General features: G+C 31.6%; 18 protein-coding genes and 1 pseudogene. 14 read left to right on the forward strand and 5 right to left on the reverse strand.

All coding sequences use genetic code 11. The features are described from left to right. Positions 1–4 precede the first annotated feature (4 nt). On the forward strand, positions 5–658 hold the full coding sequence (locus LS73_RS07005) for a YqiA/YcfP family alpha/beta fold hydrolase (RefSeq protein ID WP_034558385.1): 654 nt from the start codon (positions 5–7) through the stop codon (positions 656–658). A 110-nt stretch (positions 659–768) separates the two neighbouring features. After that, positions 769–1,410 carry a tetratricopeptide repeat protein gene (locus tag LS73_RS07010; RefSeq protein ID WP_052089749.1) on the forward strand — a complete coding sequence of 214 codons (642 nt, stop codon included), beginning with the start codon at positions 769–771 and terminating at the stop codon, positions 1,408–1,410. 243 nt (positions 1,411–1,653) lie between these two features. On the opposite strand, the gene LS73_RS07015 is transcribed toward LS73_RS07010, so the two are convergent. Together LS73_RS07015 and glyQ are read right to left on the reverse strand one after the other, a co-directional pair. Beyond that, on the reverse strand, positions 1,654–3,162 hold the full coding sequence (locus LS73_RS07015; protein ID WP_052089748.1) for an outer membrane family protein: 1,509 nt from the start codon (positions 3,160–3,162) through the stop codon (positions 1,654–1,656). A gap of 605 nt (positions 3,163–3,767) precedes the next feature. Then, positions 3,768–4,715, reverse strand: coding sequence for a glycine--tRNA ligase subunit alpha (glyQ, locus tag LS73_RS07020; RefSeq protein WP_034558825.1), 948 nt, complete (start codon positions 4,713–4,715; stop codon positions 3,768–3,770). Positions 4,716–4,873: 158 nt separating this feature from the next. Between glyQ and LS73_RS07025 the strand changes: the two genes are divergently transcribed. From LS73_RS07025 to LS73_RS07045, 5 genes are all read left to right on the forward strand, one after another. Then, positions 4,874–5,770: a pyrroline-5-carboxylate reductase dimerization domain-containing protein gene (locus LS73_RS07025; protein ID WP_034558383.1), complete on the forward strand. Its 897-nt coding sequence runs from the start codon at positions 4,874–4,876 to the stop codon at positions 5,768–5,770. Between the two features lie 261 nt (positions 5,771–6,031). Continuing rightward, complete coding sequence (locus tag LS73_RS07030) at positions 6,032–7,096, forward strand: DctP family TRAP transporter solute-binding subunit (RefSeq protein ID WP_052089746.1); 1,065 nt, start codon at positions 6,032–6,034, stop codon at positions 7,094–7,096. A gap of 36 nt (positions 7,097–7,132) precedes the next feature. Continuing rightward, positions 7,133–7,717 carry a TRAP transporter small permease gene (locus LS73_RS07035; RefSeq protein WP_233708903.1) on the forward strand — a complete coding sequence of 195 codons (585 nt, stop codon included), beginning with the start codon at positions 7,133–7,135 and terminating at the stop codon, positions 7,715–7,717. 3 nt (positions 7,718–7,720) lie between these two features. After that, entirely contained in the window at positions 7,721–9,034 is a 1,314-nt protein-coding gene (locus LS73_RS07040; RefSeq protein ID WP_034558381.1) for a TRAP transporter large permease, read from the forward strand. A gap of 49 nt (positions 9,035–9,083) precedes the next feature. Further along, a complete protein-coding gene (locus LS73_RS07045) occupies positions 9,084–10,169 on the forward strand; it encodes a DegT/DnrJ/EryC1/StrS family aminotransferase (RefSeq protein WP_199768444.1) in 1,086 nt (361 codons plus the stop codon). Between the two features lie 197 nt (positions 10,170–10,366). Here LS73_RS07045 and LS73_RS07050 read toward each other — a convergent pair whose 3' ends face one another. Further along, a complete protein-coding gene (locus LS73_RS07050; RefSeq protein WP_172458482.1) occupies positions 10,367–12,154 on the reverse strand; it encodes a Na/Pi cotransporter family protein in 1,788 nt (595 codons plus the stop codon). A gap of 237 nt (positions 12,155–12,391) precedes the next feature. Between LS73_RS07050 and LS73_RS07055 the strand changes: the two genes are divergently transcribed. Beyond that, a complete protein-coding gene (locus LS73_RS07055; RefSeq protein ID WP_034558376.1) occupies positions 12,392–13,174 on the forward strand; it encodes a J domain-containing protein in 783 nt (260 codons plus the stop codon). A gap of 24 nt (positions 13,175–13,198) precedes the next feature. Continuing rightward, positions 13,199–14,080, forward strand: a complete 882-nt coding sequence (locus LS73_RS07060; RefSeq protein ID WP_034558374.1) for an NAD(+)/NADH kinase — start codon at positions 13,199–13,201, stop codon at positions 14,078–14,080. A 628-nt stretch (positions 14,081–14,708) separates the two neighbouring features. Here the strand turns inward: LS73_RS07060 and LS73_RS07065 are convergent. Beyond that, positions 14,709–15,350: a bacteriohemerythrin gene (locus LS73_RS07065; RefSeq protein WP_034558372.1), complete on the reverse strand. Its 642-nt coding sequence runs from the start codon at positions 15,348–15,350 to the stop codon at positions 14,709–14,711. 201 nt (positions 15,351–15,551) lie between these two features. Between LS73_RS07065 and LS73_RS07070 the strand changes: the two genes are divergently transcribed. The 5 genes from LS73_RS07070 (at position 15,552) to LS73_RS07085 (ending at position 20,151) form a co-directional block, all read left to right on the forward strand. Further along, on the forward strand, positions 15,552–16,562 hold the full coding sequence (locus LS73_RS07070) for a peptidylprolyl isomerase (protein WP_052089742.1): 1,011 nt from the start codon (positions 15,552–15,554) through the stop codon (positions 16,560–16,562). A gap of 36 nt (positions 16,563–16,598) precedes the next feature. Then, a complete protein-coding gene (locus LS73_RS07075; RefSeq protein ID WP_138070009.1) occupies positions 16,599–17,666 on the forward strand; it encodes an ATP-binding protein in 1,068 nt (355 codons plus the stop codon). 42 nt (positions 17,667–17,708) lie between these two features. Next, on the forward strand, positions 17,709–19,127 hold the full coding sequence (glmU, locus tag LS73_RS07080) for a bifunctional UDP-N-acetylglucosamine diphosphorylase/glucosamine-1-phosphate N-acetyltransferase GlmU (protein ID WP_034558371.1): 1,419 nt from the start codon (positions 17,709–17,711) through the stop codon (positions 19,125–19,127). 231 nt (positions 19,128–19,358) lie between these two features. Continuing rightward, the gene (locus LS73_RS10280; protein WP_034558370.1) at positions 19,359–19,541 is read left to right on the forward strand and encodes a S24 family peptidase; all 183 of its coding nucleotides are present in this window, start codon (positions 19,359–19,361) and stop codon (positions 19,539–19,541) included. Between the two features lie 394 nt (positions 19,542–19,935). After that, on the forward strand, positions 19,936–20,151 hold the full coding sequence (locus tag LS73_RS07085) for a 2-hydroxymuconate tautomerase family protein (protein ID WP_034558064.1): 216 nt from the start codon (positions 19,936–19,938) through the stop codon (positions 20,149–20,151). Positions 20,152–20,243: 92 nt separating this feature from the next. On the opposite strand, the pseudogene LS73_RS10285 reads toward LS73_RS07085, so the two are convergent. Further along, positions 20,244–20,453 (reverse strand): annotated as a pseudogene (locus LS73_RS10285) (hypothetical protein); the annotation flags it as partial.

The following is a 20,453-nucleotide window of genomic DNA, read 5'->3' on the forward strand; positions in this document are numbered from 1 at the left end:
TGTTATGCAGCTTTTTTATTCTCATGGATTTCATTCTTCTCGTAATTGTCTTAGCTATTTACGTATTTGTGAGGGATTAAAAGTATCACCAATTCAGCTTATTTATGACAATGGAGCAGACTTTAGGGAAAATCTATTTATGCTTAAGAATCAACTACTAGATTCCAATCCTAGTAAACATTTTGGCTTTATCGGTAATTCTTTGGGGGCATTTTATCTTTGGCAACTTATGCTTTATTCTAGTGAGTTAAAAATCCCTATGCCTAGTACCTTTATATTCTTTAATCCAGTCTTTGAGCCATTAGCACAGCTTAAAAAATATATTGATATTCCGCAGATAAACACAACTACACAGGACACCTTTACGCTTACTCGAGCTAATTGGGAAAGTTATGCACATTATTTATGTATGCCATTGTCAAGAAATGCTAATAGACAAGATAATCATATAAGTAAATCTATAGAGAACAATATAGATAAATTTAGTGAATATGGGGGAATTGTTTGTTTTAGTTATGGAGATAAGCTTATTGATTGGCATGTTTCGCAAGCATATTGGAAAAATCATGCAAATATTTTGCATATACAAGGTGATCATGTAATTGTTGATTTTACTCCTCTTTTGGAATCTATTAGACCATTTTTATTTAATAAGTGAAATTTAATCTATTCTATTTATTTTTGCATTCTAAAAATTGTTGTATTTTTATTGCTTACACTATCTATTTGTTATTATCATTTTGGCTTGTTTTATACTAAGGGTTATATATGATGAGAAATGCTCTGTTTTGTGTTTTTCTATGCTTGTTCTGTGTTAGGGCTAATTCTGTATCCACAAAGCTAACATCAAGTCAAGAGAAAGAAGCAATAGTTAGATGTGCCAATTATCATTTATATTACTGTGAATTACTGATCAATCAAGGCGTCCAAAGTGTAAAATCTTGCAATGCGCGCACAGAGTGCGAATTTATAGGTTGGCTGTACTTGCAAACGCAAGAATATGAGCTATCCATACCATATTTATATAAAGCTTGTATGGCAAATAACTTTGAGTCATGCAACAATCTTGGAATTAGCTATCAGAGGTTAAATAACTATAAAAAGACTAAGAAATTCTATAAGTTTGGTTGTGATAATGGGTATATCATTTCCTGCTATAACCTAGCCACGTTATATTATGAGGGGCTTGGTGTGAGACGTAATTATAAATATGCTAATGAGTTGTATAAAAAAGTTTGCAATTTTAATCAGGGGATAGGTTGCTTACATCTGGCTATATCATATGCCAATGGGCATGGAGTAACAAAGGATATTGACAATGCTCGTTCATTATTTAATATGGCTTGTATACTTGGAAATAATGAAGGTTGTAATTTTTATGATGAATATAAGGAAGAGGAGCTACAATAGTGATAATTTTATCTTTAATAATTATTTATTTTAACTATTCTTTGCAAAAATATTTTTAAGAGTTTATTCTATCTAAAGTTAGAATTTAGCGATTGCTTTTAATTCTAAATGAAGACATCTCCAATAATAGCTATTTGTTTATTATTTTGTGGGGCTTAAGCCCCTTAGTTGCTGTATTAACAAAATCATAGTTGATCTATATATTCTCTTTTGAGTTTTTATGATTGAATCAAACTTTTATGCTTAGAATATATAGGCAAATGTGGCAAATATATGACTTCTATCATCTGTTCTATTAGCCTTGAGCGCACTACTACCACTTATGTTAAAGCCCGGATTAAATCCAGCTTTAGTAGTATCTCTTAGCCATTCTATTTTAAATCCTAGAGATATATTATTTTTAAATGAATGGTTAAGATTTAGAGCAATACTTTCCTCATTGCTTCGAGGGCTTCTTGTGATTCGGCCTAGCAAGTCCCAGCTAAATGTTCCAAGTTTAGTTTCATACCAACCCCCTCCAGATAGATATACAGAGGTAGAGTTTCTACTAATTATATCGCTAATTGATGCGCCTATATCATATACGCTTGCAGTCCAATAATCAAGCCCCATTGGATTCCCATAAGTTGCAAAATGGGAATTTGCGCTACCGAAGTTCTTATAGAAGCCAATTCTTACATTATAGTCATATATAAATGCTTGCACAATAATGTTTAGATTCTCTGACAATTTATCTACTTGCTGATCATATCTTTTTCCCCCAGCACCATCTGAAAATTTATCTGACTTATTATGGACGTTCAACACGAATCCCTGTAATGTAGCTTTTATCCCATAACCATTACCAAAGTGATTCTCATAGACTATCTTCATGCCCGGTGCTTCATATAGTCCCGGATAAAACCAAAAGAATGGACGCACCATTAGATTATATCCAGCTTTAAATCCATCATTTTGTGTGAATCCTCCGTAATTTATATCAACACCAAATGAATGTATACCATGATTGATATGTTTACCGTTGATGTTAGTTGCCTTTACAAAGTAGTAGTCTAAAAACCATTGTGAGTATGCAAAAGCTCGTCCAAATCCACTAAACCACCATATCTTTATATCATTATTGGGATTTGCATTTTTATCACCATAGCCAAAATGCGTGTCTATATTAAAGCCTTGAACATATCCAGTGTAGTAATCCATGCTTGATTCATAACGACCTGCTTTTATGTTGAAATATTTTGTTTGTAAATCCATGTATGCATTATGCACCATGAAGTACCTGCTATCTTCAAATGCACCACTACTATATTGCCCCTTACTGTTTGGACCAAAATATGCACCAATATAGTTATTATTCAATCCGCTACCTGTAGTAAGCCCGCTGGATTTATTTGCAGCTGAATCTCTAATATCATGTCGGGTAGAATCCCAAGTAAGTCCAGCAGCTGCTACACCCAAGCCAAATTTCAGATTTGTAATAAAATCTGATTGCATTATATTTAACACATTATATTCTGTATCAAACTTACCAAAGATAGTAGAAAAGCTTTCTGTAGGATATGCGCCTTCATTAAGATTAATACTCTGCTGGTTAAAGCCAGCTTTAGTAAAGCTCTCTAGAGAACCACTAAAGCTAAAAACTTTATTATCCTCTTGCGCTAAGACATAATTGCAGCATGCAGTTGTGCCACTAAGGACAAGTATTAAGAAACCATTTTTCAATACTTTGAATTTATCTAAAACACCTATCATCTTTGAATCCTTTAGTAATTTTTTATGTAAACCTATATTATAATAGAATGTAAATAAAATGCATTTTTTATTTTATTTTTATATAAATAGAATATCATATTTGTCTTGAACTATGTAAAAATTAGGTTATATATTACTTTTTTGCCAAAATCTAAATATATGTAATAAATCGTATTTAATGGTATTTTGGGATATTTTTCGTGTAAATGTGCAATATATATATTAATTGTTCATTTTGATTAGTAAAGTAACACATATGTAAAATATATACAAAATCTTGCGTTAAATGATAATTTTTAATATTTTCCCTTTTGCTTTATTTTAAGAGCAATGCATATTAAATTAAGATTGTGCTAAGAATAAATGCAGTGAATGCGAAATATTGCTTAAGTATTTATTTAACAAGATATATCTTTCACCAAAGATTTCGTTATAGTTGTGAAATTATGCTTTTACAAAACATGAAAGACTTTTATCTAAAATAAGTCTTTAGAAGATATTACATAATTAATCTAATAAATAGTATGTATTTATCCATTTATAATAACTAGATTCTTAATCTAAATATTTAGAATGAATTTTCTCAAATAAGGTGTGTTGTGTTATTATATATTATTCTTAATTTTTGACTTTTCTAGTCTCTTTGCTCTTTCATCTTCTTGTTCTTTATAGCACGTAGCACAATGCTTTGCTAATTGCCTAATCTTAAGTATATATTCTTGTCTTTGTGAAACTGATATTGCTCCTCTTGCATCAAGAATGTTGAAGAAATGGCTACATAACACAGTGTAGTCATAGGCTGGCAATGGGAGATTTGATTCTAGGCAGCGTCTTGCTTCACTTTGAAAATTTTCAAATGTTTGGAATAAAAATTCCGTGCATGCTACTTCAAAGTTATATTTGGAGAACTCATATTCGGCTTGTAAATGCACATCAGCGTATGTATTTAATTTTTTACTAGTATTGGAATCATTCTTGTTCCACACGATATCAAATATAGATTCTACTTCTTGTATATACATTGCCAATCTCTCAATGCCATAAGTAATCTCTACGCTAATACTTTCGCAAGGAATACCACCTACTTGTTGAAAATATGTAAATTGTGTTATCTCCATGCCATCAAGCCACACTTCCCAGCCTAATCCCCATGCACCAAGTGTCGGAGATTCCCAATTATCTTCTACAAATCTAATATCATGGGCGTAAATATCAAGACCAAGCGCGCTAAGGCTTTGCAGATAAAGATCTTGAATATTATTTGGAGATGGTTTAATAAGAACTTGGAATTGATAATAGCTACCTAGTCTATTTGGATTTTCACCATATCTTCCATCTGTGGGTCTGCGAGATGGGGCAACATAAGCTACTGCCCAAGGCGTCTTATCAAGACTTCGCAACAATGTAGCAGGATGGAATGTCCCAGCTCCGGCAGGTAAGTCATAGGGCTGCAAGATAATGCAACCTTGTGTTGAATTTGGTATTGTTTCATTAAATTTTGCATTAGCCCAGAAAGACTGTAATCGCAAAATAATTTCTGAAAAAGAAAGCATAGTAACCTCAATATTGGAATAGCTTATAATTATACAATGTAATATGTTATACATTAATCTTTGTGCATTTGGATTTTGTTTCTTATAGCATTTGGTCTAAGATATTGGGTTATTAAAGTAAGTATAATATTTTAACTAAATCATTAGAAGGATTAAGTATGGAATTGATCATTGTTGGTTATGGAAATATGGCAAAGGCAATTTTGCAAGGATTACTTCGCAATAACGAAATGTGCTCATATATAAAAAAGATATATATTGTAGGGCGCAATCCCTATAAGATTGAATCATGGCTTGAATCCATACTAGCTGGTGGTAAATACAAGCTGATGAATGGTAAGGATATTATATTGCAAAAGACTATGCAAATACATTGTAATAAGAAGTCTGTTTTATTGGCATGTAAACCATATAATCTTAAGAATTTTTCATTTAGCGGCAATGCTGAAGTGGTTTATAGTATATTAGCAGGTATAGGGCTATATAGTTTAAAACCTATCATTTCTGGAAGTCATTATGTTATGATTATGCCAAATATATGCGCTGAGCTAGGTTTTAGTTCGAATGCAGTGTTATGGTATAATAGTAGTCAAGCTAACAGTATTAAAAAGGCTGGAGAGACGATTGATGCTTTGCTTGAAGAGAATAGGGAATCTCTATATATTGATACTATGCAAGACCCTAAGATGAGAGATGTTATTGAGAATTTTGTATCTAGCTTTGGTAATTGTGTATTTGTTCAAAATGAACAAGAGTTACATGCAAGTATTGCTACTAATGGTAGTAGCCCAGCTGTGTTAGCACTAGTGGCACAAGCATTAATTAATGCTGGTGTGCATAGCGGATTAGGTCTTGATACTAGCAAAAAATTAGTCCAAAAGACTTTTGAGGGATTAGCACAACTTCTGCTCACAAAAACACCTCAAGAAATAAAAGATTCTATAACAACTCCTGGTGGCACAACTGCTAGGGCATTATTGCATTGCGATGAGAGTGCTGTTCAGGGCAATATTACTAGGGCATTGATAAAGGCAGTTGAAAGGGTGCAAAAGTAAAGTTAAAGCTTAATCATAGTTAATATTGTTGCAATAATATAAATTTATTTTAATTGATTTTTGTATTTAAATGAAAAATCAATTAGCCTAGCCAATACTACTTAAGAATAATTGATACATAGTTTATAAACATGTTCAAGTATCTTTTTCATTAATTTAACAAACTTTTATTATGTTTATCAAGTATTTGTATGTATAATCATTAAAACATCGTGCTTTTGTTGTTTGATGTGTTTTGATACTGTAATTGGAGTTTATATAATGAGAAGGATTATAGATATATGTTCGTATGTAGTAAATTTTGTCATTGCTAGTATATTGATCTTAAGTTTTGTTGCTTGTGGCGATAGTAAGGATTCCAAACAAGGATTAGCAAATCAAAGCGGCAACGATAATAAAGTATATGTTGTTAAATTTGCCCATGTAGTAAGTAGTGGTACTCCTAAGGGAAAGGCTGCAGACTTTTTTGCAAAACGAGCAGAGGAGCTTAGCAATGGCAGGCTAAAGGTTGAGGTTTTTCCTTCGGCTCAACTTGTAGATGATGATAAGGTTTTTACAGAACTCAAGAGAAATAACGTGCAAATGGCAGCACCAAGCTTTTCTAAATTTACTCCTATTGTGAAAGAATTTAATATATGGGATATTCCATTCTTGTTTAGAGATAATGAACATTTACATAAGATTATGGATGGAGACATTGGTGAATTTCTTAAGAGCAAAGTTACAGAGAAAGGATTTGTAGCTCTTGATTATTGGGATTCTGGCTTCAAACACTTTAGCACTAATAAAAAACCCATTGTTGTTCCCGATGATGCAAAAGGACAAAAGATGCGCATAATGAGCTCTAAAATATTAGAAGAGCAAACAAAAGCCGTAGGTGCTACACCGCAGGTTATGAATTTTGGAGAAGTTTATTCTGCTTTGCAAACTGGCGTTGTAGATTCAGCAGAAAACCCTCTATCTAATCTATACAATTCAAAATTTTATGAAGTGCAAAACTCCATAACGCTTAGTAATCATGGCTATTTGGGTTATCTTGTTATTGTTAGTGAAAAATTTTGGAAAGAATTACCTGATAATTTAAAGGATATTTTTAAGCAAGCATTGCATGAGGCTACTTTGTTTGAGAGAGAAGAAACACAAAGAGATGAAGTTTTATTGCTAAAAAACTTAGAGGATTATGCGCAGAAAAGTGGTAAGTTGCAAATTGTTTTATTAACTCCTGAGCAAAAGGAGCAATGGAGAGATGTTATGTTTGCTATATATCCAAAGTTTTATGATGTTGTTAGTGAGGATTTGATAACAAAGATACAAAATGTCGAATAGTATTGCTATTTAATGATACATTTAAGGAGGTTAATAGTGCCTTTTCAAAAGTTTTCATTGTTTAATATAATATTTGATTCTTTGGACAGATTTATTGCATTTGTGAATAAAAATGTAGCAGTGTTTGGATTACTTTTTGGCGTTTTGATTGTCGCGATTAATGTGATTTTACGCACTATTAGCTCTTGGTATCCACAAGTTAGCTCTATAACATGGGGTGAAGATGTAGCAAGGTATTGTTTTATATGGAGTGCTCTTTTTGGAGCAGCATATGGATTTAGAAAAGGCGTGCATATTTCTGTTATGATAATAGTTGAGAAGTTCCCGCCATTTATTGCGAAAACCTGCATACTCTTCTCTTATTTGCTTTGTGCTATTTATCTAGGATTTATGTGTTATGCAGGTATTGATGTATTGTTGTTGAATTATGAGCTTGGGGTTAATAGCGAAGCATTCTATGACGTTCCATTATGGTATTTTTTATTATGCTTACCTATTGCGTTTTTAGGTGCTACATATAGGGTTATTGAAAAGTTTTATGAAGTTCTTTGGTTAGATGCAAATGCTGTAATAAAAATTCTACAAGAAGAAATTGTTCATGATTCCATGGTTAAGGAATAATTTATGAGCATCTTATGTCTATTTGTGATTTTATTTGGGCTTATTTTGATTGGTGTGCCTGTCGCCGTATCGCTTGGCATTAGCTCTTTGCTTACATTGGTTTTCTTTACAGATTTTGATATTCTAGCAATACCTGATATTTTTGTGTCTGGATTCAAATCTACTCTTATGGCAATTCCTATGTTTATTTTGGCTGGTTTGTTGCTTAGCAAGGGTAGTTCAGCGCAACGTATTGTAGACTTTGCAAAATCATTAGTTGGGCATTTACCAGGTGGCTTAACTATGAGTGCTATTCTTGCTTGTATTATTTTTGCTGCTGTAAGCGGCAGTTCACCTGCTACTGTTGTTGCTATTGGTTCTGTAATGTTTGTGGCTTTAAAAAATGCTGGTTATCCACAAAGCTATGCTATTGGTGCTATCACTTCTGCTGGTAGTCTTGGTATTTTAATTCCCCCTTCTGTTGTTATGATTGTATATGGTGTTACTGCTAGCGGTTTGAGCGATTTAAATGGGAAAACCATAACAGTGTCTATTGAGGAATTATTTAAAGCCGGAATTATACCTGGTCTATTGATTGGCTTTGCTATGATGCTCTATGCCTATATTGGTGCAAAGAGACTCGGATTTAAGGCTAGTAAACCTGAAAAAATTCAAGTGCGTGTAAAAAAATTTTTTGAAGCTTTTTGGGCTTTATTTATTATTTTTGTTGTAATTGGTGGGATTTATGGCGGGTTTTTTACTGCTACTGAAGCCGCTGGTATAGCATGTGTATATGCTTTTTTTGTATCTGTATTTGTATATAAAGATATTAGACTAAAGGATATGTATTCTGTCTTACTTGATGCTGCTATTACAACTGCAATGATATTTTTGATTATAGGTTCTGCTGTTGTTTTTGCCCATGTTTTGACAAGTGAGCGTATACCTCATATGATTGCTGAGTTTCTTATTGAGCAAAATATGAGCTGGTGGATGTTTTTAATTGTTGTCAATATAGTTTTATTTGTTATGGGGCAGTTTATGGAGCCTAGCTCCGTGGTGATGATTATGACTCCATTATTATTGCCAATTGCTGTAAGCCTGGATATTGATCCAATTCACTTTGGCATTATCATGGTTGTTAACATGGAGCTTGGAATGATTACTCCGCCTGTAGGGCTAAATCTATTTGTAGCTAGCTCGCTTACTGGAATTAATCTTAAAGATATAACATTATCTGTGTTGCCTTGGCTTATTATCATGTTGCTTGGACTTATTGCTATTACTTATGTTGAGGATATTTCTTTATGGTTGCCATTACTTAGTAGGATTAATTAATATTTCTTATACTTGTTCATATTCAATGTAAAATTATTTTTATAAGGAGATGTTAGTGATTCGGGTTAATAAGCCTTATTTGCCAAGTAATAAAAAATATCAAAAGTATTGTGAAAAGATATATAAAACTAATTATCTTACCAATTTTGGACCACTAAGCATAGAGTTAGAACAAAGGCTTTCTGAATATTTGAATGTGCCTTTTATATTACTAGTTAGTAATGGAACGCTTGCGTTGCAGATTGCATATAGACTAGCGGGATTGCAAGCAGGAGATAAGGTTATTACTACCCCATTTAGTTTTGTTGCTACTACTAATACTCTTATTTGGGAGAATTTAGATCCTGTTTTTTGTGATATAGAACAAGGTAGTTTTTGCATAGATACTTCAATTTTATCTAATTTAGTGACAGAAGATATAAAAGCTATTTTGCCTGTTCATGTCTTTGGCAATCCTTGCGATGTTGAATACTTGGAATCATTTTCTATTAAGCATAATATCAAACTAATTTACGATGCAGCACATGCTTTTGGTGTTAATTATGATAAAAGAAGTGTTTTGGGTTTTGGAGATATTTCCACGTTAAGCTTCCATGCTACTAAGCTTTTTCACACTGTTGAGGGTGGCGGACTTATTCTAAAGGATTTCTCTTTGCTTGAGGCAGGAAGAGAGATGATTAATTTTGGATTGAAAAATAATTTACCGCATTCATTAGGCATTAATGCAAAACTTAGTGAGTTTCATGCTGCTATGGGTTTGTGTGTGTTAGATGATATGTCATTTATTCTAGAAGATAGACAGCGCATTTGGTATTATTATTTTGAGAAACTACGTGATTACTTTGATATGCAAGTTTTGCGTAACAAAGCAACAAATAATTATCATTACTTTAGCATTCTATTTAAAAATACAAATCTATTATATGATGCGGTTTGTGCATTAGAAGATGAATGTATATTCCCTAGACGCTATTTTTATCCAAGTTTACATTCTTTGCCTTTTGTATCTTCATATTCAAAATGTCCTGTATCAAGCGATATTGCAAGCAGAATTTTATGTTTACCTATATTTGTGGGGTTGCAAAAAGAAGAACAAGACAAAATCATAAATATTATTATTCCATTTGCTAGTTAGTTTCATTGGTTTTATATTGTTATATATTGATTACAAGGCAATACTTTATGCCCCATGAAAGTATAGAATCTAATAGTAGTTATTTTAATGGATAAGAAAAATATGGATTTTTGCAAGGACTGGCGGATGGATTCTTAGAGACACTATGATTATGAAAATCCATACTCTATTAATTAATAATATAGCAAATTAAATATTTAGGTAGCATTTGTATTTGCTGTAGCATCTTCAATACGTTTTGTATCAGATAACCCATATATATGGTTTGTTGCACTAATTAGCTCTTTTGTTACGCTGTGAACGAATGATAGATCATTAAGTAAAGATGTGCCATTTGCAGCTTGAATGGCATTATCTTGAATAAGTTTTTCAACAATTACAAAGGCATTTTTATCTTGCTTTTTAAAAAACTTCTTTTGTTTTTGTAATTGTTCTTTTACATTTATAAGGCTATCTTCTGGAGTTGTTTTTATACTCTCTATTGTTCTTAATAACTCCCCTAACTCAAGTCTCATATTATCATATTCGTTTTGTAACGCCTTATTGTTACCGGTTGAATATTTCTTTATATTTTTTTGCAACATACCTATATTCTTGATTGCTTCTGCTATCTTTCTAGCCGCGATTCGAAGAGATATGATTCTTTCTATATATTCTCCATTTGTAACATATGTTTGAAGCTTTGTAGAAAAATCCATAATAGCATTGAATAGAATCTTTACTTTTGTATTATAGAGTTCTGTTACTTGAAATTCTTTCTTGAATAATTGTTTATTTTGTATTAAACTATCTAGCTTTTTATCCGATCTAATATCCTTGTCTGATAGTCCTATTGTGTTAGATATAATTTCAAAAGCATTATCATATAAATGTTTCACTTCGTTATTTAAGGCTGTTATTGCTGTGTCTTGATATGGGAGTAGAGTATCATTAATGAATAGCGGAGCAGTTTCTGCTGAGTTTTTGCTAAACATTTTATCTAGCATGCTTGCAATTTTTGGTATAAATAAAAACATTAAGATTATTCCAAATGAGTTAAATAATGTGTGAAACACAGCTAAACGCAATATAGAATCAGACTCAAGACCAATCATATCTGAAATAATGTCATTTAAATCCCGGAAATAGTAGAATAATAATGCCACAGCAAAAACTGTGGTAAAGTTGAATATACAATTAGCAATAGCTAATTTCTTCCCCTCTGAATTTGTGCTTAATGATGCTATTAGGGCAGTAACAACACCTCCAACACTAGTTCCTAAAACTGCACCAAGTGCTTGATTATATCCTATTTGTTGCTCTAGGAATGCAGTTATTATGATTGCTAATGTTGCATGTGAGCTTTGTATGATTCCAGTTATCAAAGCTCCAATTAGTATAAAGATTATAACACCTTTATATCCATCTAATTGATATTGAGATAAGTCCATGACATCTTTTAGATTTTCAAATCCAGCCTTGATATAAAACACTCCAAGGAAAAAGAATCCAAGTCCAGCCAAAACTTTGCCCAATCCCTTATAAACTACACCTTTTTGAAAATTAAATAGCAGTCCGCCAACGATTAAGGGTAGAGCTAATGACGAGATATTAATAGAAGATGCTCCAGCAATAAGCCATGAGCCAGCAGTATTCCCAAGATTTGCTCCGAATATTACACCTATACCTTGGGTTAGAGATATAAGAGATGCGCTTACAAATGAAATTGATATTACAGATACTAGAGTAGATGATTGCATAATAGTTGTAGCGACTGTTCCAAATATAATGCTTCTTAGTGAAGTTTTGGTTGAGGACGCTAATATTTTTTCTAGAAAGCCTCCAGAAAATGCTTTAAATCCTTCGCTTAAAAATATCATTCCAAACAAAAGTATAGCCACCCCTGCACAAAGTTTACCGACTTGTTCGTTAACTGCTAAGGCATATATAATCAATATAGTTATTATAGATAGGGAGTATTGCTTTATTATTGAATACATTGCCATCGTTTACACCACCATTTAATATTTGAGAAGGTTAGAATAATACTTTAACTACAAATTGAATTAAGTAATTATAACCCAAAATTTGAATTTTATTCTTTGTTATTGATATTGTTAGGTTTTTTAATTTTTTATGCTATAGACTATCTAGCTTTGTTTTTTTGCTATAATTTCTAATATATGCCGATTTGTTTATAGTATTCAAGATAGCGGAAAATTATGCAGGTTTAAGAGGTTGTAATGATTTCTTGTAGTGATAAATATGTCCAGATTAAATTATTTCAGGACACTAAAATCCTCTCTAAGGTTCTGCTTTATGCGAATAAGCATTTTAGCAAGCATTACCGGCTCTCAAGCTCGATATTGATTCTTGATGATGGGGAGATTCTCAAAAAAAATTACCTTATAAATTGGTGTTATCATGCTATATCTTATGATGTAGATTCTTCCGAACAAACAAGTGAAGAAAGTCTTAAGTATGCCTTACAGCATAGTCATTTACCAATAAGAATCAAGATAGTTAAACCAACAGAGATGTTAGAAAGGATTAAGGTAAAAGTAGAGATGCTAGGTTCATCGCGTATTATTCTTACTCTTAGTAAGAAAAGCAAAGTTGCAGAAAGGTATATCAAAGGTGTATTTATAAATCATTACATAGGTATGAGTGGCAATGAGATCTATTTGCAATCAAATAGTGAACATTTTTGGGAAAGGGTAGTAGATTTCTTAGGGAATAAAGTAATTCATAATATTGTTTTGTCCTTTGAATATAAGGATTTTAACGCCAATGAGTTTTCCTTTCTTACTGCCGAGGAAAAGGCACTTAGGCAATGTTATGTTACTCTTGATTCTCAATTTGGAGACGATTTTGAGTTGGTTAAGAAAAGATATTTAAAACTAGCTAAGGAATATCACCCTGATAATTTTTATGGAGTAGATGAAAGCGAGGTTATTAATCATATAACAAGGTTTAGGCAGATTAATGAAGCTTATAAAAAAATTAAGTTGCAAGTGCAATGTTAATTTAATAAATCCTTGAGGGTTGTTATGAAATCAAAAGAAGTGCGAAAGGTTGGCATTATATTACGTCCTCATAGCACTCATATTAAGCCTATTTTTCTTGATATTAAGGAAAAGCTAGATGAGGCTGGGATAGAAATTATGCTTGAGCATTCAGGTATAAAGATGTTGGAACTTGATTCTCATAACATACAAAGCTATGACATACGTTATATTTGTGAAGAGTCTGATATGCTCTTTAGTATTGGTGGCGATGGAACTCTTTTATCTGTTGCAAGGCGAGCCTATGGTTATAATATTTCAATTTTAGGAATAAACTCTGGTAGACTGGGCTATCTAACAGTTGCTACTCCAAATGAGATAGCAGATATTATCCCAAGGCTAAAGAGAGGAGAATATACTATTAGAAATCATCTAATGCTAGAGGGATATGTTGAGGAGAGCCCAAGCCTTGAAATGATACAGCCCCTGTTTGCTTTAAATGAGTTTTTATTGTCTCGAGCGGGATTTAGTGGTATGCTTGAGCTGGAGGCATATATTGATGGTATGCTTTTTAACTATTATCGTCTAGATGCTTTAGTGGTAGCTACTCCAACGGGCTCTAGTGCGTATAATATTTCTGCGGGTGGTAGCGTGGTTTATCCATATTGTAGAAATGTGTTATTGACACCAATATGTGCCCATTCGCTTAGCCAAAGACCACTTATATTAAATGATGAATTTTGCATTGCATTTCGCTTTAAAACTGCTGGTTCTCTTATTTGCGATGGTCAACAGAGAATATCTGTTCCACAGGGCAGTCTTATTTGTATTAAAGTGGCAAAACATAGTGCTGTTCTTACAGAATTACAACCAAATTTTTACTTTATTCGCTTACGTGAAAAATTTGGTTGGGGGCAATACGAGTAGTTTTGATTGATTATATTTAGTTTTTCTTACTAGTTAATTAATAGGTATATTTTGTTATTATTAATTAGTTCCAATACAATTAATCTAATATGTTGCAATCATAAATATGCTTGTTAATGTTTAGCTTTGTATGTTTACGTATCCAAAAACCTTAAAGCTTCGTAAACTACATATATTTTATATATTTAATAAAATATATTATTTCATTATTGCAATGTAGTTTATATTAACTTTTTATTTTATGCTGCTATTTATACATGTGGTTATGTATATAACTGCATATAGTTAACTTCGTTTTTTCTTGATTTAAAATTTGCAATATCAACAGATTATTAAATCACGAAAATTTATCACGTCGCTTTATGTAATACTCATCTTAAGCAATATTTGTTTGTTTTCAAGTATCTCTTGCTAATATTGATATTTTTTATTGTTAAATTATGCTCTAGTAGCCAATACTTCATTTTTATGATTGCCAATTGCCGTCTAAATCCATATTTTATATTTTTGCTGAATGTGTTGTTCAGGATTATAGTATAGTTTTAACTTGGCTTAAATAGCCTTTTAATGTTAAAATACGAATATTATTTTTATTATATTTTAAAAATAATCTTTTTTCTTGTATTGTCTACACCTTATGCTCCGTTATATATTTAATATTAGTTGTGCAACTAGGGCATTTATGTGTGGCCTCTCCGCTTTGAATCTTTTGATGAACATTATTGGGAATATTATATATAGTCCCACATAAGCATGAATATATATACATGTTCCCACCTTTATTCTTTACATCTGTTTTTATTGCTGATTTTTTTATCATATCCTCGTCATTATTACTTTGTGTTACTCCATCTTTTTGCCTGCTAGACTTGTTCCTCATTTCTTCTTTCATTTTTTCAGCATACTGATGGTATCTAGTATCATGCTCAAGTATATGGCCTAATAACCACTGTTCCATAATTATTACTAATTGTTTTTTAAAATCCTTTTTGATGTCTTTTACTAACGAAGTCATCTCTACGATAATATTCTTATGTCTTTCCTTATGATCTTCTATATATGGATACCTTATTGTTGTCATGTATGCTTCCTCATCACGAAAGTGAGTTTTCATATATCCAAATAATGCCGCTATTATTTTTTTTATCTCTGATGGATCTGTTTGTTTGTCAGCCATATTGTCAGCCATATTTGCTAACTCAAATAATTTTTTGTGCTGTTCATCGATAAGGTAATTTCCGATACTGTATCTGTCTTCCCATTTTATCATAAACAACTCCTCATTATATAATTAATAAAGATTTATTGCAATATTATAATAAAAGTTTAGAAAATACTATTATTATTTGGACACATAATTTTTTCTTAATTTTAGTTTATGTTACAATAAGTAATATATTTGTTCAATATCAATACGTATTTTTATGCTAAAATCTAAATTTAGCTATTTAAATATACAAAGGCAATGCTAATGAATTATCATAGGTTATTTATTGTTATGTTTGTTTTTATACTTTCTTTTATTTATGCGCAAGAAAGTAGCAAATCAGATTCAGACTTGTCGGGTTTAGAACAAGTTAATTTAACCAAAGATTCTGCTATAAATTTCTCTTCTTCGAACCAGCATGAAAATATGGATTTTGTTTCTAAAACAACCAAAGAAGAATCTACGAAGTCAAGCATAAATAATAGAAAAAAAGAAAATATAGTAGGTGGTATCGCGCTTTTTGTTAATGGAGAGCCAATTACACTTTATGCTATTTCCAAAGCTGAAAAAATGCTTAATACAGATAGATTAAGAGCAGCAGACTTTCTTATTATGGAACAGTTACGTAAAGAGGAGGTTAAACGTTTAAAAATAGATATAACAGATGAACAATTAGATTCTCAAATTAACTTTATAGCAGAGCAAAATAATATGAATTTAAGTCAATTCTATAATGCAGTAATGCAACAAGGCATGTCGCTTAGCGATTATAGATCAAAGCTTAAGGAGCAAATGTTAGCCCAAGAGTTGATGCGTAAGATTTTATTCTCAAGTAATGTTGGTCAAGAAGATGCCTTGCGTAAGTATTACAGCGAGAATCCAGAAGAATTTGTGATTCCAAAAAAAATAAAAAGTATTAAGTTTGTTAGCAAATCTAAGCAGAGCTTAGAATCATTTGTAAGCAATGGCTTAGAGTCTAGCTTGCCTAATAATATAGTAAGAGCAGAAGAGGAATTGGAGCTAGAGAATATTCCATCTCAAATTGCAGATGTATTTTTAATTACCCCTAAAGATTCATTTACTCCTATTTTGGAATCTGGAGATGGAAACTATGTAACTTTTTTTGTAAAAGATAAGATTGATATAAATCAAGTAGACTTTGATAAAGCAAAGGGATATATAGTCCAGAAACTGATGGCAAATAATCAAGAAAAAATACTATCTGATTACTTCGAACGTGTTCGAACTCGCTCTAAGATTGTCTTTGTGCGTTAGAGATTTGGGCTTGCGAAATCTATTTAATATTAATATATGGAAAAGGATTATTACAAATCAAGAGACTTTATACCTCGTAGCGTAGGATTAATGTCAAATAGAATCTATCTTTGCGGTTCACCCTGTAGTGGCAAAACTACATTGGCATTGAGCCTGGATATAGCTTCATTTATTTGCTATATCAATCTTTCTTTAATTCCTAGCAAGAGGCTTATAAATGAGGCAAAAGAGAGGTTGCTAAATTTAGATTCTACGATTAGGCTTATTGTAATTGATGATTATAGGCATGGTTTCCTAGATAATATCTTGCTATCCAAACTTCATAAAGTAAAGATTATTCTTATAGGTAAGCATTCTACCTATAAACAAGATTTGATTCTTCGTGGTTTTTCATATATTGCTTTGCATAATCTTAGTTTTGAGGAATATTTAGCTGGAGATAGGAAAAATCTGGGCATAGAATCATTATTCGCAAATTTTATTGAATTTGGCAATTCTCCAGATATAAATCAACTTAAAAGATTCCAAAGAGAACAAAGAAGATGGCAGATTATGAAATTAGGCTTAGAGGAAAATTTCTCAATATTTCAGGCAATGCTTTCTTTTCAATCTATAAAGATAACTACTAATAATCTTTATACTCAACTAAAATCACATGTTCAAATATCTAAAGATAGACTTTACCCGCTTATTGAGAATTTAAGAGATGAGCATATAATTTTTGTTTGTGAACATAGCAATAATTTAAATTCTAAATCCAAAAAATACAAGTTGTATTTCTATGATTTTTCATTATATATGCTTGCTGATAGCAGGCATTTTTTACGTATGTATGAGAATATGGTCTATTTGGAGCTTATTGCTAGGGGGTTTATTTTGTCTTATAATGATGATTTTGACTTCCTAGATGAGAGAAAAGATATATTTTTTATTTGTATGCCATTTGCTAGTATTGAGAATATAGAACTAAGAATAGCTAGTTTAAGTCCAATTTCTAATATAACAAAAAAGCAAATAGTCGTCATATCTATGAATCTAAATAAGATACTAAGCGATAATATTATGATTATGGACTTTACAAGTCTGTATAGCCTTAGTTTCTAGCTTTATTTGCTATAATGAGAGAAAAGCTTCAAGGAAATCTTTATGGTATCTGTTATTATTTTAGCGGCTGGATTAGGAACAAGAATGAACTCTAAGATTCCTAAGGTATTGCATAAGATTTGTGGTAAAAGTATGATTGAATATGTCATTGATGTAACACTTGGTATAAGCTCGGATATTCATATTGTTTTGTTTCATCAAAATCAAAATATTAGAGATTATATTAACCAAATATATCCTAATTATTTACTTGATAAGTTTCATTTCCATATACAAATGCACGATAAGTATCCTGGTACAGGTGGTGCGCTTATTGTAGAAAAGTGGCATGGGCAGATGGAGCAAGCCAATTTGCAATTATGCTCTACTTTGATTCCAAATAATGAAAACACAGAACAAGACCAATACAAAACGCTACTTCCTTGTCAAGGAGATAAGATTGTTGTCATAAATGGAGATACGCCATTTGTTGCTATAAGTGATTTAGAGACTCTGTTGCAAGATAGTTCAGATATTTCTCTTGGAATCTTTCATGCCAAAAATCCCAAAGGATATGGGCGTATTATTCAATCAAACACAAGTAAAGATAAGATTTACATTAGTAGAATTATTGAAGATAAGGATTGTAGCCTAGAGCAAAGAGAAATATCCCTTGTTAATGGTGGGATATATTGCTTTAGCAAGGAAATCCTAGATAGATATATTCCAAGTCTAAAGCCAAGTAATGCGCAAAATGAATATTATCTCACAGATATAATAGCACTTGCTTGCCGTGATGGTGCGCTTGTATCTGGGCATATTATGGAAGCCGGCAATCTATTAGGGATAAACTCAAGAGTTGAATTAGCAAATGCAGAGAATATAATGCTAGATAGATTGAGGTTAAAAGCCATGCAACAAGGCGTAACTATGCGCATACCAAATAGTATTTATATCGATAGTAGCGTTATTTTCGAGGGAGAATGTGTTATTGAGAATGGTGCTTGCATTACAGGTAGGAGTTTGATTAAAAACTCTCATATTAAGGCACACACAGTAGTAGAGGATAGTCAAGTAATTAATAGTGATATAGGTCCAAGTGCGCATATTAGACCTAATTGCAAGATTATAGATTCTCATATTGGTAATTTTGTTGAATGCAAAAAGGCAAATTTATCAGGTGTAAAAGCTGGACACTTAAGCTATCTTGGAGATTGTACAATAGGTGAGGGGAGCAATATTGGAGCTGGTGTTATTACATGTAACTATGACGGAAAGGAAAAACATCAAACAATAATAGGTAAAAATGTCTTTGTCGGCAGTGATTGCCAATTAGTAGCACCTATAGAGATAGAGGATAATGTATTAATTGCAGCAGGCAGCACAGTTACTAAGAATGTCAAGTTGGGATCCCTTGTGATTGCTAGACAAAAGCAGGTCAATCATGAAAATGGATTCTTTCGATTTTTTTCACAGGAATAGCATTAAGTGATATTAAATTTTTTTTGAAAGGTAGTAGCTTAATTATTTTATGATTTGATAGAGCTAGAACAAAGATTACAATTATTTATTTTGTCTTTGCAACAAATGAATAATTTAACTCATAGTTAAGTCTTATGCTTATAAAATATCCATAGTCCTTAATATTTTTCGCAAAGCCTATGTATACGGCTACGATGATGTAAGTGTAGAATATCAGAGCATATTGTTTTGATGTTGTTATGCTTAAGAGAATGGGCTTTGAACTGTGATGTTGTAATAGTTTGTGGCGATAGCATGAAGGGCATAATTAGTGATGGAATCTTGTGCTTCATTGATGCCAATGAAAAAAGTATAAAAAATGGAAAAGTATATGTTATAAGCACAATGGTTGGTGTGTTTGTAAAGCAATGCTGAATACAGATTCTAAAATCATGGCAGATACTTTTATAGATTTTATAGGCTATTTTTTGTTGGTATTGATTTTATAGAGTTTTCACTATTTGCTTTGTTCTGTTTTTTTTTTTTTGATAATAGTTTTGTAAAATTTATTCTTTTCTTGTGTTTTATAGTTATTAAATTTAGATTTTCAAATCCATTACCATGTAAATTTATATCTTTTTCTTCATCATTGATGATTTTAAAATAATGATTGTTTTATTTTTTATCTGTTTGTGGATTATAAAGCATAATACCTATGTTGCACCTCACAAAACTCTATATAGCACCCTGTAGAGATTCTAAAATTACTGTAAAATAGAAAATTTAAAAATTATGTTAGGATATAAAAACAAAAATCTAAGGAAACATTATGCCTTTTGTCAATATTAGAATCACAAAAGAAAATGGCGAGCCTACACTTAAGCAAAAGCAAGAGTTGATTGAGGGTGTTACAGATTTGCTTGCTAATGTTTTAAATAAAAACAAAGCTTCTACTGTTGTAATTATCGATGAAATTGAAATGGATAATTATGGTTTAGGTGGAAAAACTATCACTGAAGTAAGAAAAGAGCAGGGAAAAAATTAGATTTTCTTTACAATCCTATCCTACTTTTAAGTGCTTTTGCCTGAAATTAATTGTGCAAAGCAGTTATTTTTATAGGCAAAAGCACAAGAAAGCTAAATATTAAACAAATTCCACAAAAGATAAATATCCAAAAATATACGTCTAAAAAGCTTAATAAATAAGCAAAAAAGAAAAGAAAAAATGGCTTGAAAGATTCCAAAAGCAAGAGTTAAAAAACTTGAGCTTGTGGTAAAATGCTCTTTAGAAACAATTTTTAATGCTAAGGAATTAGTGAGTGTTACATTACCGTTGTTGTAAAACCC

It is taken from the genome of Helicobacter muridarum, assembly GCF_000765805.2.
Taxonomy (GTDB): Bacteria; Campylobacterota; Campylobacteria; order Campylobacterales; family Helicobacteraceae; genus Helicobacter_A; species Helicobacter_A muridarum.